Here is a 14,788-nt window from a genome sequence, read left to right on the forward strand (position 1 = left end):
TATAACTTATACTAATATACTTCACAAGAAAAGGTGGTCAGACCACCTTTGTTAACTATATCATAATATTAATTATTGTAAAGAATTTTTGAACACGACATTCCCTTCTCCTAGCAGCGTTTTCAATTTATTTAAACACTCTTCTGTAGGGGTCACAAAGAAAGATGGTTGCAATTTAATTGTTCTCTTGGACTGAATATAGTGAACATAAACAGGGGAGGGACCATAATATTGCCTTAGTACTTTTTGCAATTGTTCCATTACCTCTGTTTCATGCACTTCTTCATTTATTTGCAAGAAAAGATTTCCAACTAAGGAAGCATATTTCTCTTTCACTGTTTTACTTGCTTCTACCTGTTTAATAATAAGCTGTGTCTTTCCTTCTCTTTCTTCTACATTTCCTTCGACTAAAAGAGTTTCGCCTGACTGAAGCAAAGGAGAGAACCGAGAATACACATCGGGAAAGGCAACAGCTTCTATTTCACCTGATGAGTCTGAAAATGTAAGAAAAGCCATCAAATCGCCTTTTCTTGTTCTGATAACCCGTTCATTTGTGATAAAAATCCCTATTTTTACCTTTTTACGATCTTTTGAGGCAAGATCACCTATGAGCTTAGCTCCTCCTACCTGAAAATAATCGTAATAGGGTTCTGTAGGATGCTTAGATAGGTAAAAACCTAACGCCTCTTTCTCCAATTGAAGCTGTTCCATAGGATGTAACGACTCTACTTTTACATATTTTGGCTTAATATTAAACTCTTCTTCTAAGAAAAAATCAATTTGGTTATCTTCAGCAGGCTTCATTAATTCTGCATGCTGTAAGGCTACATCCAATGTCGCAAGCAATGTTGCCCTATCCTCCCCAAACTCATCTAAGCTTCCTGAGTATATTAGCATCTCCATCGTTTTTCTGTTTACTTTGTCCGCCATTCTTTTACAAAAATCAAATAAATCTTCAAACGCTTTATTTTTGCGCTCATCTACCAGGCTTTTGATAACTTGAACTCCGATACCTTTTATAGTTAACAAGCTAAAGCGAATTCCCTCTTTCTCTACTGAAAATCCTATCCCACTATTGTTAATAGAAGGAGGTAATATCTTAATCCCTTTTCTTTTCGCTTCATTGATATATTGCGAAAGCTTTTGTTCATGACCCATTACAGAAGATAATAAGGTAGACATAAATAGTTTTGGATAGGTCGCTTTTAAGTATGCTAGCTCATAGGCTATAAAACTATATGCTACTGCATGACTACGGTTAAAACCGTAATCGGCGAAGCGTACAATCAAATCATATACCGCATTGGCTATTTCCTGTTCATATCCTTTATTCATGCATCCATTTACAAAATGTGTACGCTCTTTATCCAATACCTCTTTCTTCTTTTTACTTACCGCTCTCCTTAATAAGTCTGCTTCCCCGAGGGAAAAGCCGGCCATAACTGCTGCAATCTGCATTATTTGTTCCTGATAAACGATGACACCAAACGTTTTTTCCAGGATGGGAATTAAATCGGGATGCAAATACTTTACTTTTTGTTTCCCATGTTTTCTATCAATAAAAGTTGGAATCTGTTCCATTGGCCCCGGTCGGTAAAGAGCATTTACTGCAACGATGTCCTCCAAATTGGTTGGTTTTAGTTTTGTCAGTACTTTTCGCATACCTGGTGATTCCAGTTGGAAAATTCCTGAGGTGTCTCCTTCACTTAATAGGCGGAAGGTGGACATATCATTATAGGGCACCTCATTCACTATTTTCTGTTTTGTTTCTTTTTTAATGAGGTACCGGATATTTTGAATCATCGTAAGGTTTCGCAAACCAAGAAAATCCATTTTTAATAATCCGAGTTCTTCTAGCGTTTCCATTGGAAACTGTGTTAAATAAATATCCTCATGACCAGCTTGAATTGGAATAAGCTCAGTTAATGGTTTTTCAGTAATCACAACCCCAGCAGCATGTGTGGATGTATGACGTGGCAATCCTTCTATTTTTTGCGCTGTCTTGAATGCCTGCTGCCTTTCTACTGTTTCGTTGATTGCTTTTTGCAATTTATCATTTTCTTTTAATGCCCCTTGGAGCGTGATTCCTGGCCTTGTGGGAATCATTTTTGATATCATTTCTATTTCTTTTCCTGAAAGATTCAATACCTTAGCAACATCCCGCCATGCAGCTTTAGCCGCTAATGTACCAAAGGTAATAATTTGAGCAACATGTAGCTCTCCATACTTTTGGGCAACATATTTAATCACTTCGTCCCTTTTATTATCCTGAAAATCGATATCAATATCTGGCATGGTAATTCGCTCAGGATTCAAAAACCGTTCAAAAAGCAGATCATGTTCGATTGGATCTACATCCGTAATATTCAAACTATAGGCAACCAATGAGCCGGCAGCAGAGCCACGTCCAGGGCCTGTTAAAATCCCTGCGTTTTTAGCAAATAACATAAAATCCCACACAATTAAAAAATAATCGCTAAACTTCATGCCTTTAATTACTTTCAATTCATAGGTCAGACGTGCCTTATATTCTGGAGTCACATTCCCTACTCGCTTTTCCAACCCTTCCCAGCAAATAGAATCCAAATACACATCGGCTGACTTTTCATTTGGAACAGGATACCGTGGTAAGGCAGCATTCCCAAATTCAAACGATACATGACATTGACTGCTTACTTTTAATGTATTTTCCAATGCCTCCGGTATATCCTCAAAAAGCCCCACCAACTCCGTTTGGTCTCTAAAATAATCAGAGGACTCTTTCGGGAGTGATTCTAGCTTTGTTCCTTGTTTTATGTTCCTCAGGCACTCATATACAAAAGCATCCTCCTTAAATAGATAATGCACTTTGCTTATTGCAACTAATGGTAAATCGGAATGGCGCATGCGTGTCTCTTCGGATTTTTGATAAGATTCTCCTGAGTTCCTATCGACCCCTAGGTAGACTGAATCTTTTTCAAACATCTCCAGAAACTCTGTTGAAGTTGCCTCCTCCTCAAGCGCCAACTCTGACTCTGTTGCAGAAAGAATGCCTATCAATCCGTTTGTATAATGCCGCAGCCATCTTTTTGGTACACCGTCCAAGGATTTCGTTTGCACAATACTAGATAGTTTCATCAAATTAGTATAGCCTTGATTATTTTTTGCTAAAAGAATGATGGGATAGCTCCCGCTTTTTCCTTCATCCTTCTCACTAACAGATAAAGTAAGCCCAATAATTGGCTTTATTCCAGCTTTTTCACAGCTTTTATAAAAATCGATTGCTCCATACATCACATTTTCGTCCGTCAATGTAAGAGCAGTCATTCCGAACGCTTTCGCACGTTCAATGAGACTCGAAAAACGCACAGAACTATTTAACAAACTATAACAACTTTTTATATGTAAATGAATCACACTCATGTTATATCACACCTTATTAAACTTCCATTGTATTTTTATTATAGGATTCTTTTCCATGAAAAAACAATTACTAACGTCTCATACTTGAATAGTCCTGTCCATATACATGAAGTAAGGACAGAAAGGATGATGGACATGGATGTTAAAGATCCATTTATCGCAACCCTCATATTTAGTTTTTTTATCGCCATCGGAGTAATTCTCGGCGGAGCCCTTATAGGAGGAATCGCCGCCTTTTTAGTCGGGGACCAACCATTAACACGCATGTTTCGTTTGGCAAATAGCTTGAAAATATGGGCAATCGTAGCGGCAATTGGTGGTACCTTTGATACATTCTACAATTTAGAAAAAGGATTATTTGATGGAGAAACGAAATTCCTGGTGAAACAGCTGCTTCTCATTATTTCTGCCACAGGAGGAGCCCAATTAGGGGCATTAATTATCAGTTGGTTTACTCAGGAGTCCATGTAATATGAGGGTTCCCCCTTACAACCGCGATCCAGGCTGGCAGCGTTTTTTCTCAGGTACTGTCATAGGTGCTATATTGGGTTGGCTAATCTTCATTTGGATGTACGGAACATCTGTAGACATCTATGTCAGCGAATTATCGGAATATAAAGATACTGTGAAGAAGCTTGAAGAAAGAATCGATATCCTTACCGAGGATAATGATAAATTAAATGAAGAAAAAGACCAGTTGGAAATTGAAGATTTCAAGATAACCATTATCAATCATGAAAAGTATATGCTAAATTCCTTTAGCAGCAGTTCGATAATCGCAAGAATTACAGAAGACCTGAATCATTTAGTCTCTAAGGATTTGGCAAATATAAAAGAGAATAGAGAGTTATTGATAAAAATGATCGAGAATAAAAGATATGCCCTAGATGATAAGGAATATTATTTTGAAGTGAATTTCCTTTATATTGATACAACTATTGAAATTGACCTGTTAATAGTCAAGGTAGAATAAGGAGAGAACTGGAAAGAAGCACAGTTCTCTCTTTATAGAATTGTTGCCATTTATCCATTAAAAGTAGGCTTTTTAAAATTAAATGCTGGAAAAGAGCTCGACAGTATCAATTATTACAAGTCCTTTGTATAGTTTGCAAATGAAACAAAGTCTCCGAAATCAGCCTATTATTATTGACCACACGCTTCTACAAGATCGGCAAGCACTTGATCGGCATCTTTCCAATGATAAATGGAAGCACCAGACGCAAGTGGATGGCCTCCACCATTGTATTTTTTTGCAATCGTATTGACAATAGGTCCTTTTGAACGAAGTCGAACACGAATCTGATCTGACTCCTCAATAAAGAACACCCACGCCTTAATGCCCTCAATATTCCCAAGCATTCCTACAAGCTGTGATGCCTCGGAAGGAATAGCATTATACCTTTGCAAAATTTCAGGAGTTATTTTCATGGAAGCAACTCCATTTTCATGTAATGCGAAATGTTCTAATACATAACCACTTAATTTAGCAATATGAAGCTTTGTACGGTAAAGTTCATCATAGAGTGCTGTCATAGAAAAGCCAAAGCTCAGTAATTCACTCGCATACTGAAAAGTTTTTGTATTGGTGCTTTGGAATAGAAAACGACCAGTATCTCCAATTATTCCGGCAAATATTAACCTTGCCGACTCCTTGGTCATAATCCAGCCCTGATTCTTTCCAATGAGATATAACTCATAAATCATTTCACTTGTAGAACTGGCATCAGTATCTACCCACATCATATCTCCATATCTATCTTCATTTGGATGATGGTCTATTTTAATCCATTTACTAGCAAGTTTATAGCGTGAATCACAGATCCGGTCTGTATTTGCGGTATCACATACAATAACAAGTGCACCGTCATATGTGGAATCCGGAATCTCATCAAGTTTGCTAAGAAAATTTAGCGACTCCTCTTCTTTCCCGACTCTATACACTTTCTTCTCCGGATAGCTTTCCTTAATTAACGCAGCTAATCCACACTGCGATCCATATGCATCCGGGTCAGGGCGAACGTGACGGTGGATGATTACCGTATCATGAGCCTTTATTTCATCTATTATTTGCTGTCTCATATTATCCCTCTTTTGCGAGTTTCATTTCTTACATTTAATCATAGATTCCATCGTTCTCAAAGAAATATAAGTTGCCTAATTAGTGGACCCATTTAGAAACTTTGAATTTTGTTCACGAACTCGTTACAATATAGCTTGTATGGATATGATAGAATACTAATAAAATGAGGTTCTTTTCTTATATCACGTAAAAGTCGGTTTTTGGACTTATTACATGTGCATTTTGGACAAATTTCGAAACTGTATACAGGAAAAGAACGGATGAATAACTTTTAAAGTTTGCGAAAATAACCCACAAAAAATAAGGAGTGTTCCCTTTGGCTATTTTTATATTTCTAATTATCTTTTCCCTCATGTTCTATGTCATGTATAAGGTTAAATATTTCCGCACACATCTCCCAGCAGAGAAAAAATGGTTAAGTGGAAAGTCCAGCATAGCACTTGGTAGCTTTGTTTTCTTTTTCGGAATAAATACCCTAATTAACCCTTTATCCAATGTTGCCATTGTAGTGGGTATTATTCTAATCTTGGTTGGACTGGGAAGCATTTGGGCAGGAGTGAAAGCATACCGCTACTACCTCCCCTTTGCGATTAAAGAAGCCGAAGCTGTAAAAGAAGCTGAAATGAAAGAAAAAACCGTGACTAATTAAAGGTTTTAACCGTCCTTGGATGAGGGCGGTTTTTTTATTTTGGGATGGGGCGATGGAGTTGTGCGACGGAGGATGGAGATGCACGGGACACTCGGGAATTGTCGCATTTTGTCTATTCGTCGATTTCCCCTTGACTTCGTCCATTTCCCCTTGGTTTCATCGTTATTCCCTTTGACTTCGTCCACTTCCCCCTTGGCTTCATCTATATTCCCTTTGACTTCGTCCATTTCCTCCTTGGCATTGTCGATTTCCCCCTTGGCTTCATCGTTATTCCCTCCTGCCTCGTCGTAACCTACCAAAGTTCATTGCTCAACAAATAAAAAAACAACCATCATATGTGAAAATGATCAAGGATATAGGTTTTTCCTCTATTTGTGCCAATTGAAGGGAGATTTAGAGAAACAAGAATGTTCTTAGCAATACTAGCCGAAGAGAGTTTTAGAAAATCTCGAAGCTGCTGATTTGTTATGGTCCTTCCAATAAGTAATTTATAATCTAGTATGGTTGGAACATGTGCAATCTTTGAAAGACTGGTACACGTTAGACACATCCAATTTCCCTTTTCCCTTTTCATCCCAGGTGAACAGCATGAGGGACAAAAAATTCCTTTGATTAATTCTTGATAGGGAATGTTGAGATTACTTAAGAGGTTATAGTGATCAGGTACATGTTTCTTTTTTATCGTTCTTATAAGCCTACGCAAATCATTTTTTTCTAGAATCTGCTTGGGATGTTTTTTATCTATTACATTCAGTTTAGTTGGTAGATTTGTATGAAAGGTTAAGTTCTTCATCGTGTATGGAGTGGTGTTAATGAGGGTAGCATTTGGGTGACTTAAAACAATTTGACCGTGTATTGGTAAAGGTGGAAAATTGTATTCTTGCATCCAAGTGGATAGTTGATATTTTTGCCGTGAAATTTGTGCGATTGGGTCACCTATTCGTTCTTGTTGGTCATCTTTGTGCCGAATTAACTGATTTGTTGATAAATCAAGTTCTAGAACACCAGAAATGTATTTTGCATCAAGAATGACACAGTAGCTTGGGGTGATGAGAAGAGTATCCATTTGAAAATATCTATCCGACGGATCTGCGAGACGTATACCATGCAAAATATGTGTGTTTTCATTTGGGTGGAAGGTAAGGAAGAAGTCGAGGGCTTTTTCACCAACGAAGCCGTAGTGAAGTTTTCCATGTTCTTTTTCAATCAGAGGGTATTTTTCATGATTTTTTGGCACTCTCCTAATTGCTGCTTCAAAAGCGAGCAACCTTTGAGACTTTTCTCTTGATTTGACAATCATTTTTTTCTCCTTTTGGTTTATTTATTCTAAAACTACTTCTACACCTACTCAGAAACTCCTCTAATTTTTGGGATATCGACGGAAAATTGGATTTATCGACGGTATTAAGATTATATCGACGAAAACTCCCCACATATCGACGAACCGACGTGAATCGACAAAAATCGCCGCCACTGAATTACCTGGTTAAATGATCACTACTTAAAAAAAGCAGGAGAACCTCTAACCTGTCCCCTGCTTCTACTAAACCCACTATTGAATCAACTGCACCATCATCATAGCTTTGCCGACGACGTTGCCTTCGTTATATACTTCTACGTCTACTTTGCCGAATTTTCGACCTAATTCGAGGACTTTGGGGCGAATTTCGAGGCTACTGTCTATTTGTACTGGTTTGATGAAGTAGATGGTGATATTTTCTACCACTATATCGCTTTTTTTCGAATTACGTACTACTCGCCTTGCCGCTTCGGTAACAATGGTAGTGAAAACACCATAAGAGATTGTCCCGACGGAATTGGTCATTTGCGGGGTCACTTCACTTATGTATATTTCGTCCCCTTTTTGTTCAGTCATATCTACAAACTGGTTGGTTACGATGTCATCAAGTGTTTCACCTACTTGAGGTTGCCTTTGGATCATTTGTAATGCTTTTAATACATCTTGGCGACTGATAATTCCAAGTAGATGGTGACTCGGGTCAACGACAGGCAGCATTTCAATTCCTTCCCATACTAGAATATGAGCAGCTGAGGCTACCGAGGTTTTTCCGTTTACGGTAATTGGATGTTTAGTCATTACTTTATCGATTGGGGTGCTGTATTCTTTTCCAAGCACATCTTTTGAAGTTACGACTCCCTGCACTTTCAAGTTCTTATCAATTACCGGAAATCTGCTATGCTTGAATTCTTCGTTTACGTTATACCAGTCGGTAATGGTGCCTTCTGTTGTTAAATAAGTAGTCGCCTCAATAGGGGTAAGGATGTCTTCTACAAGCACAATTTCTTTCTTGATAAGTTGATCATAAATAGCTCGGTTTATCATGGTTGCAACAGTAAATGTGTCGTAACTACTGGAGATAATCGGTAGTTTCATCTCGTCTGCTATTGCCTTTACGTCATCATCCGTATCAAAACCACCTGTTATCAACACTGCCGCTCCTGCTTCAATTGCAAGTTTATGGGCATTGGTACGATTACCTACGATTAAAAGGTTTCCTGCTTCGGTATAGCGCATCATTGCTTCGAGCTTCATTGCTCCAATTACAAATTTATTAAGCGTCTTGTGCAAGCCCTCTTTTCCACCAAGTACTTGTCCATCCACAATGTTAACCACTTCTGCAAAAGTCAGTTTCTCTATATTTTCTTTCTTCTTCAGTTCAATTCTGATGGTACCAACCCGTTCAATGGTACTGACATATCCTTTATTTTCCGCATCCTTAATCGCCCTATAAGCCGTTCCCTCACTTACTGTTAGCGCTTTGGCTATTTGTCGAACCGAAATTTTTTCCCCTATCGGCAATTCTTCGATATAATGGAGAATTTGTTCATGCTTTGTCACAATATTCACCCGTCCACATAGATATTTTTACCTTTATTATACGGGTGATTTCCATTGGGTTCAATGTTGATTACTGATATTGACGTAACCTAGCTCGTTTAACCTCTGCCAGTTTTACTTTATTTACTAGCTTTCTGCGTTTTGGTAAATACATTATAGCTACTAAATTGCCTCCGATTGCCATTAATGCAAACACAGTCCAAGAAATTGCAAACCAACCTGCTAATCCATCTTCTGACATTGGCAATCTAGGCACAGCAAAGTAAAATAATGCCCCAATGCACAGTAAAGCCAATAGTAATCGATTCTTCAAAACAATCACTCCTTCCAAAATAAATAGCTTGTATCATGTATATTCATCAACATAAAAAAAAGAAGCGGATTATCCGCTCCTCATCTTTTTATAACTCTATCGATTCGCCTACCTCGAGTACTTTACCAACATTTGTTGGGAGATTCGATACAAATGCATATGGATCCTGTTTAATCACCGGAAATGTGTTGTAATGAATCGGTACTACTGTGGATGCATTTAGCCATTTTGCCGCAATCACTGCATCTTCTGGCCCCATAGTAAAGTTATCGCCGATTGGCAAAAACGCGATATCGATGTCATGCTGCTCTCCATACATTTTCAAATCAGAAAAAAGGGCAGTATCTCCGGCATGATAAATGGTTTTCCCATCAATGGTTAGGAGTATCCCACTCGGCATTCCCGTATATGTGATAGAATTTGTTTCATAATCAGTGTAGCTAGAGCCATGAAAAGCTTGGGTTAATTTCACTGTTCCAAAATCGAACTTATGTTTACCACCGATATGCATTTCATGTACCTTTAAACCTTGCCAACTTAGGAACTCTGCAAGTTCAAATGGAGCCACTACTAATGCATCATTTTTCAATGCAAGCTCCACTGTATCCCCTACATGGTCATTATGTCCATGTGTCAACAGGATAACATCCACTTTTACATCATCTGCATGTAAATCTGTCAATCCGTTCCCTGAAATAAATGGGTCAAATAATATCGTTTTTCCGTTAGCTTCCACTTTCACAACGGCATGTCCATGATAAGATACTTTCATGTAAAAACACTCCTTTGATAAAATACGGTTACTTGTAACTTCGCTTTTTGTTGTAAAATTCCTTCAAATGAAGCGTTATTACTTTTAGTACTCTTAAAAATAAGTATTTTCAAAAGAAAAAAGTAGAAAGCTACTTAATAAAATTTACAGAAATAAGATTCCCTGATAATCTAAATGTAAACATAAAACTTCGAAACTAGAAGTATTTGAAAGGGATGGGGTAAAAATGAAAGAGTACCGATTGCATCAACTTGTCGAATGGTTAAAGGATGAGGACTTATCAGCTTGTTTCTTAACTTCTACACCAAATGTTTTTTACATAAGCGGGTTTTATACTAACCCACACGAAAGACTACTAGGATTACTGGCATTTCCAAATAGCAAGCCTGCTATAGTTTGTCCAAACATGGAAGTTACACAAGTAAAAAAATCCGGTTGGAAGTTTGATATTGTTGGCTACGATGATACGGATGATCCTTGGCAAAAGGTGCAGGAGTATATAACAAGACTCGGACTCTCCATCGATAAAATCGCCGTAGAGCAGGAACATATGAGCATCGCAAGATTACATAAGCTTCAAGGTATCTTTCCTGATGCCTCTCTCGCATCTGCTGAGGATAAAATGTTTCAACTACGTTTGATAAAAGACGAGGAGGAAATTTCAATCTTGCGTGAGGCGGCCAAGCTTGCTGACTTTGGTGTAGAAGTAGGTGTTCACCATTTGAAGAATGGTGTTACCGAGCAAGAACTTGTTGCTGTTATTGAGTATGAATTGAAGAAAAAAGGGATCAGCCAAATGTCATTTTCCACAATGGCACTTACTGGTGAAAAGACAGCAGCACCACATGGTAAACCAGGATTAGATACTGTAAAAGATGGCGATCTTGTTTTATTTGATCTCGGTGTCGTGTTAAATGGCTATTGTTCTGACATAACAAGAACCGTTGCATTTGGGAACGTAAACGAGAAACAGCAGGAAATCTATGAGACTGTTCTAAAAGCACAACTAGCTGCAGTGGAAGCCTGCAAGCCTGGGGTTGAAATTGGTCAAATAGACCGAACAGCACGTTCTGTAATCACGGATCATGGCTATGGTGAGTTCTTTACACATAGAATTGGCCATGGGTTGGGAATTGAGGTTCATGAATATCCTTCCATGAATGCAACAAATACCATGACACTACAAAAGGGAATGACCTTTACGATTGAACCTGGAATTTATAAGCCTGGTGTCGGGGGGGTTCGTATTGAAGATGATATACTAGTTACAGAAAGCGGAATAGAGCTTCTTACTAGTTATCCAAAAGATTTAAAAATAATTAAAGCATAGTAGGTTTTAAGTTAAAAATCGGAAGCCACCAGCGTAGCGACTTAGCTTGGCTCCTCAAGAGATAAGACAAACGTTAATAATTTCAAAATTAATACTTACTCAATAAAAAAATGCCGAATTCCTTACATTGGGAGGAATTCGGCATTTTGATTATTTATTTCACTAACAAATTGCTTGCACTTTCATATGCTAATCCATGGGATTCTGCTACTGCTGCATATGTTACATAACCATCCAATGTGTTGATCCCTTTAAGTATTGCTTCATTGTCAAGGCCTGCCTGCTTGTAGCCTTTATTCGCAATTTGAACGGCATAAGGAACGGTAACGTTTGTCAATGCAATGGTGGAAGTACGCGGCACAGCACCTGGCATATTAGCCACAGCATAGTGAACTACATCATGTTTTATGTATGTAGGATCATCATGTGTAGTAATGCGGTCTGTTGTTTCAAATATGCCACCTTGATCAATAGCAATATCAACTACAATAGAACCTGCTCCCATTGTTTTGATCATATCTTCCGTTACTAATTTTGGTGCTTTTGCTCCAGGGATTAGTACTGCACCAATGACTAAGTCTGATTCCTTTACAGCAACCTCAAGATTTAACGGGTTGCTCATAAGGGTCTGAATGTCTTTTCCAAAGATATCATCCAATTGACGGAGACGGTCTGGGTTCAAGTCAAGGATCGTTACGTCTGCTCCTAGACCAATTGCCATTTTGGCAGCATTTGTCCCAGCGACTCCTCCACCAATAATGGTAACTTTCCCACGTCGTACACCTGGAACCCCACCAAGAAGAATTCCTTTTCCGCCTTTGATTTTTTCAAGGAATTGAGCACCGATTTGTGTAGCCATACGTCCTGCGACCTCACTCATCGGTGTTAATAAAGGCAAGGTTCCGTTTGGTAGTTGGACCGTTTCATAAGCAATCCCTACAACTTTATTATCAATCAATGCTTTTGTAAGCTCTGGCTCTGGAGCAAGGTGAAGATATGTAAAAAGGATGAGTCCTTCTCGAAAATATCCATATTCAGATGGCAATGGCTCCTTAACTTTCATCACCATATCCATTGACCAAGCATCTTTAGCAGTATCCACTATTTTAGCGCCAGCTTGCACATATTGCTCATCAGTAAAGCCTGACCCAATTCCAGCTTCTTTTTCTATGTATACTTCATGCCCGAAACCAACAAGGTTCACAACCCCAGCAGGCGTCATCGCAACACGATTCTCATTATTTTTTATTTCTTTAGGTACTCCAATTCTCATGGATAAAATACCTCCTCATTGTTGATAGTACAAAGCATTAAGACGTAACTAATATACCATTAAACTAGAAAATGTAAAATAGTTTTTCGTCCTTTTTTGTAAGCGCTTCAAAAAGAAGAAATTGTCATTTTTTTTTGACAATTGAATTGTTAGGACAACTTTTCTTTCTGGTAAGTTCCAAACACTTGCGTTTATGTTTCTCTAGCGCAAACGGTTTATCACTTCCACTCCCCCAGTTACTTCAAGAACTGCCCCGGTTATCAAGTCTGAATGGTCTTCACAAAGGAATCCAATCGCTCTTGCTATATCTTCGCCTGTTCCAGATCTACCGACAGGAGTACCTTTGTTATCATGGAGCTGTTTCGCATCATCAATGCCTGCTTCCTTCATTTCGCCAACAATGTTTCCCGGACAAACCATGTTTGCTGTAATCCCATTTTCCGCTTCTTCAATGGCGATGGATTTGGTCAAGGAAACTAGGCCAACCTTTGCAGCTGCAAAAGCTGATCTATAGATCCAACCTGGAGACGATTCTGCTCCTTGAAAACCGTATGTAATAATTCTCCCAAATTGCTGTGCCCTCATAACAGGTATCGTTTTTCGAAACAGATGAAAAACAGCACTAAGATTTCCTTCTAACATTTCATACCATTCTTCATCTGAATAATCGGCTAATTTCTTTCTTTCAAAAATGTAAGGACCTGCATTATTAATTAAGTAATCAATCCTGCCAAACCGTTCAATTGCGTCATTTATCAGTCCCTCCATGTTTTCTTTCTTTGTCACATCACCTTGAAAAAAGTGTAGGTGTTCATTTCCAATATGACTCCATTCACTTTTGATTCGGTCAATAGCTTCCGTATCATTTCGAAAATTAACAGTAACCGAACATCCTTTCGCCAAGAGCATATCTGTGACTTTTTTCCCTAGACCTTTGGAACCAGCTGTAATTACTGCATGCCTCAAACTGGATTCCCCCTTATTTCAAAATACGTGCTTCCTCTATTTTCTTGTACTTTTGTAAAATTTACAACTTATAACTAAGCGACAAGATAAAAGATCACGATGGATTTGAAAGATTTGTTGTGTTTCTTGCTTGGAAGTCGATGCTATTAAAACTATTATTGCCTGAGAGAGCTTTCGTCAGTAGCAAATATCAAAAAAACCTTCCGTATGAAAGGTTTTTTTTCGAAGGCTTCAGCTAATAATTTTTTTGTCCATTTAAAACTTTTACTGATCTGAGGAATGCTGACTCTCTTCTTCAACTGGTTGATAGGCATTTGTGCTGTATTGCTTACCTATAACACCACTGGAATATGCATCTGTTATTTGATTTTGAACTTCACTTACCGCTTTTTCATCGTATGAATACACTTCTTTTGGATCCTTTTTCGTCATGTCTTTTACCCACCTTCCATAAGTGATCAATCAACTATAGCTTTTCTCCAATCTCTCGTTTTTAGGCTGGGAAAAAAATGAAGGAAAATTACGACTGAATCATTTGCATAGATTGTAATAAATAGTTGTTATACAATGAAAAGAAACGGAAAAAGGAAGGAAACTCTATGTATTCTTTTAAAATGGATAATCGATTAGGGATTCCCCTACCATATTTAGATACTGACTGGACTTCATATGAAAAGGAAACACAACAAACTATCTTGTTAGAATGGGAAAAGATCAGAGGGAAAATACCTGACCGGATTAAGGAGTTAGAATCATCGATCAACATCAAACAAGCTCAGCTTAATGACGAATCCAATTTTGACCGCTCTTGTCAGCTTAATACGGAAATATCAGAACTTGCGAGCATTATCAATGATTTATGGCTCTGGTACCGTATGAATCAGCATTTATCACATGACAAAATTCACTCGTAAAATGTTCAAAATCTCTATTAGTGGGATTAAACATGAGGATCAGGCAAACTAAAAAGAGGCTGGGACAAAACTAAAGAACACAAACAAGAAGACGAACAATATAATGGTCGACAATAAATACCGCTATTGATTTCCGTGCAAGACTTCGCTTTCCGCGGGTGACCCGCGAGCCTCCTCGGCTTCGCCTGCGGGGTCTCACATTAGCCACTTCTCCCGCAGGAGTCTACGT

General features: G+C 38.3%; 14 protein-coding genes. 5 read left to right on the forward strand and 9 right to left on the reverse strand.

Going from position 1 to position 14,788, the window contains the following annotated elements:
• Positions 1–72: 72 nt before the first annotated feature.
• Positions 73–3,402, reverse strand: coding sequence for a DNA polymerase III subunit alpha (gene dnaE / locus LRP81_RS01950; RefSeq protein ID WP_230499539.1), 3,330 nt, complete (start codon positions 3,400–3,402; stop codon positions 73–75).
• Positions 3,403–3,537: 135 nt separating this feature from the next.
• Here dnaE and LRP81_RS01955 point away from each other — a divergent pair, with 135 nt between their 5' ends.
• Positions 3,538–3,873: a YtrH family sporulation protein gene (locus LRP81_RS01955; RefSeq protein ID WP_230499540.1), complete on the forward strand. Its 336-nt coding sequence runs from the start codon at positions 3,538–3,540 to the stop codon at positions 3,871–3,873.
• A 1-nt stretch (position 3,874) separates the two neighbouring features.
• On the forward strand, positions 3,875–4,375 hold the full coding sequence (gene ytrI / locus LRP81_RS01960) for a sporulation membrane protein YtrI (protein WP_230499541.1): 501 nt from the start codon (positions 3,875–3,877) through the stop codon (positions 4,373–4,375).
• A 170-nt stretch (positions 4,376–4,545) separates the two neighbouring features.
• On the opposite strand, the gene LRP81_RS01965 is transcribed toward ytrI, so the two are convergent.
• Positions 4,546–5,481, reverse strand: coding sequence for a DHH family phosphoesterase (locus LRP81_RS01965; RefSeq protein ID WP_230499542.1), 936 nt, complete (start codon positions 5,479–5,481; stop codon positions 4,546–4,548).
• 317 nt (positions 5,482–5,798) lie between these two features.
• Here LRP81_RS01965 and LRP81_RS01970 point away from each other — a divergent pair, with 317 nt between their 5' ends.
• A complete protein-coding gene (locus tag LRP81_RS01970; protein ID WP_230499543.1) occupies positions 5,799–6,131 on the forward strand; it encodes a YtpI family protein in 333 nt (110 codons plus the stop codon).
• Positions 6,132–6,462: 331 nt separating this feature from the next.
• On the opposite strand, the gene LRP81_RS01975 is transcribed toward LRP81_RS01970, so the two are convergent.
• The 4 genes from LRP81_RS01975 to LRP81_RS01990 all read right to left on the reverse strand — a co-directional run bounded on the left by LRP81_RS01975 (position 6,463) and on the right by LRP81_RS01990 (position 10,076).
• Positions 6,463–7,431, reverse strand: a complete 969-nt coding sequence (locus tag LRP81_RS01975; protein WP_230499544.1) for a nuclease-related domain-containing protein — start codon at positions 7,429–7,431, stop codon at positions 6,463–6,465.
• 252 nt (positions 7,432–7,683) lie between these two features.
• Positions 7,684–8,994: a DRTGG domain-containing protein gene (locus LRP81_RS01980; RefSeq protein WP_230499578.1), complete on the reverse strand. Its 1,311-nt coding sequence runs from the start codon at positions 8,992–8,994 to the stop codon at positions 7,684–7,686.
• 67 nt (positions 8,995–9,061) lie between these two features.
• On the reverse strand, positions 9,062–9,304 hold the full coding sequence (locus LRP81_RS01985) for a hypothetical protein (RefSeq protein WP_399206836.1): 243 nt from the start codon (positions 9,302–9,304) through the stop codon (positions 9,062–9,064).
• A gap of 88 nt (positions 9,305–9,392) precedes the next feature.
• Entirely contained in the window at positions 9,393–10,076 is a 684-nt protein-coding gene (locus LRP81_RS01990) for a metal-dependent hydrolase (RefSeq protein WP_230499546.1), read from the reverse strand.
• A 226-nt stretch (positions 10,077–10,302) separates the two neighbouring features.
• Here LRP81_RS01990 and LRP81_RS01995 point away from each other — a divergent pair, with 226 nt between their 5' ends.
• The gene (locus LRP81_RS01995; RefSeq protein ID WP_230499547.1) at positions 10,303–11,406 is read left to right on the forward strand and encodes a M24 family metallopeptidase; all 1,104 of its coding nucleotides are present in this window, start codon (positions 10,303–10,305) and stop codon (positions 11,404–11,406) included.
• A 154-nt stretch (positions 11,407–11,560) separates the two neighbouring features.
• Here the strand turns inward: LRP81_RS01995 and ald are convergent, their stop codons facing one another.
• The 3 genes from ald to LRP81_RS02010 all read right to left on the reverse strand — a co-directional run bounded on the left by ald (position 11,561) and on the right by LRP81_RS02010 (position 14,077).
• Positions 11,561–12,679, reverse strand: a complete 1,119-nt coding sequence (gene ald, locus LRP81_RS02000; protein ID WP_230499548.1) for an alanine dehydrogenase — start codon at positions 12,677–12,679, stop codon at positions 11,561–11,563.
• Between the two features lie 201 nt (positions 12,680–12,880).
• Positions 12,881–13,645 carry an SDR family oxidoreductase gene (locus LRP81_RS02005; RefSeq protein WP_230499549.1) on the reverse strand — a complete coding sequence of 255 codons (765 nt, stop codon included), beginning with the start codon at positions 13,643–13,645 and terminating at the stop codon, positions 12,881–12,883.
• 264 nt (positions 13,646–13,909) lie between these two features.
• The gene (locus LRP81_RS02010; RefSeq protein WP_230499550.1) at positions 13,910–14,077 is read right to left on the reverse strand and encodes a hypothetical protein; all 168 of its coding nucleotides are present in this window, start codon (positions 14,075–14,077) and stop codon (positions 13,910–13,912) included.
• Positions 14,078–14,259: 182 nt separating this feature from the next.
• Between LRP81_RS02010 and LRP81_RS02015 the strand changes: the two genes are divergently transcribed.
• Positions 14,260–14,559 carry a hypothetical protein gene (locus LRP81_RS02015; RefSeq protein WP_317987024.1) on the forward strand — a complete coding sequence of 100 codons (300 nt, stop codon included), beginning with the start codon at positions 14,260–14,262 and terminating at the stop codon, positions 14,557–14,559.
• Positions 14,560–14,788: the final 229 nt, after the last annotated feature.

This window comes from Sutcliffiella rhizosphaerae (assembly GCF_917563925.1).
Classification (GTDB): domain Bacteria; phylum Bacillota; class Bacilli; order Bacillales; family Bacillaceae_I; genus Sutcliffiella_A; species Sutcliffiella_A rhizosphaerae.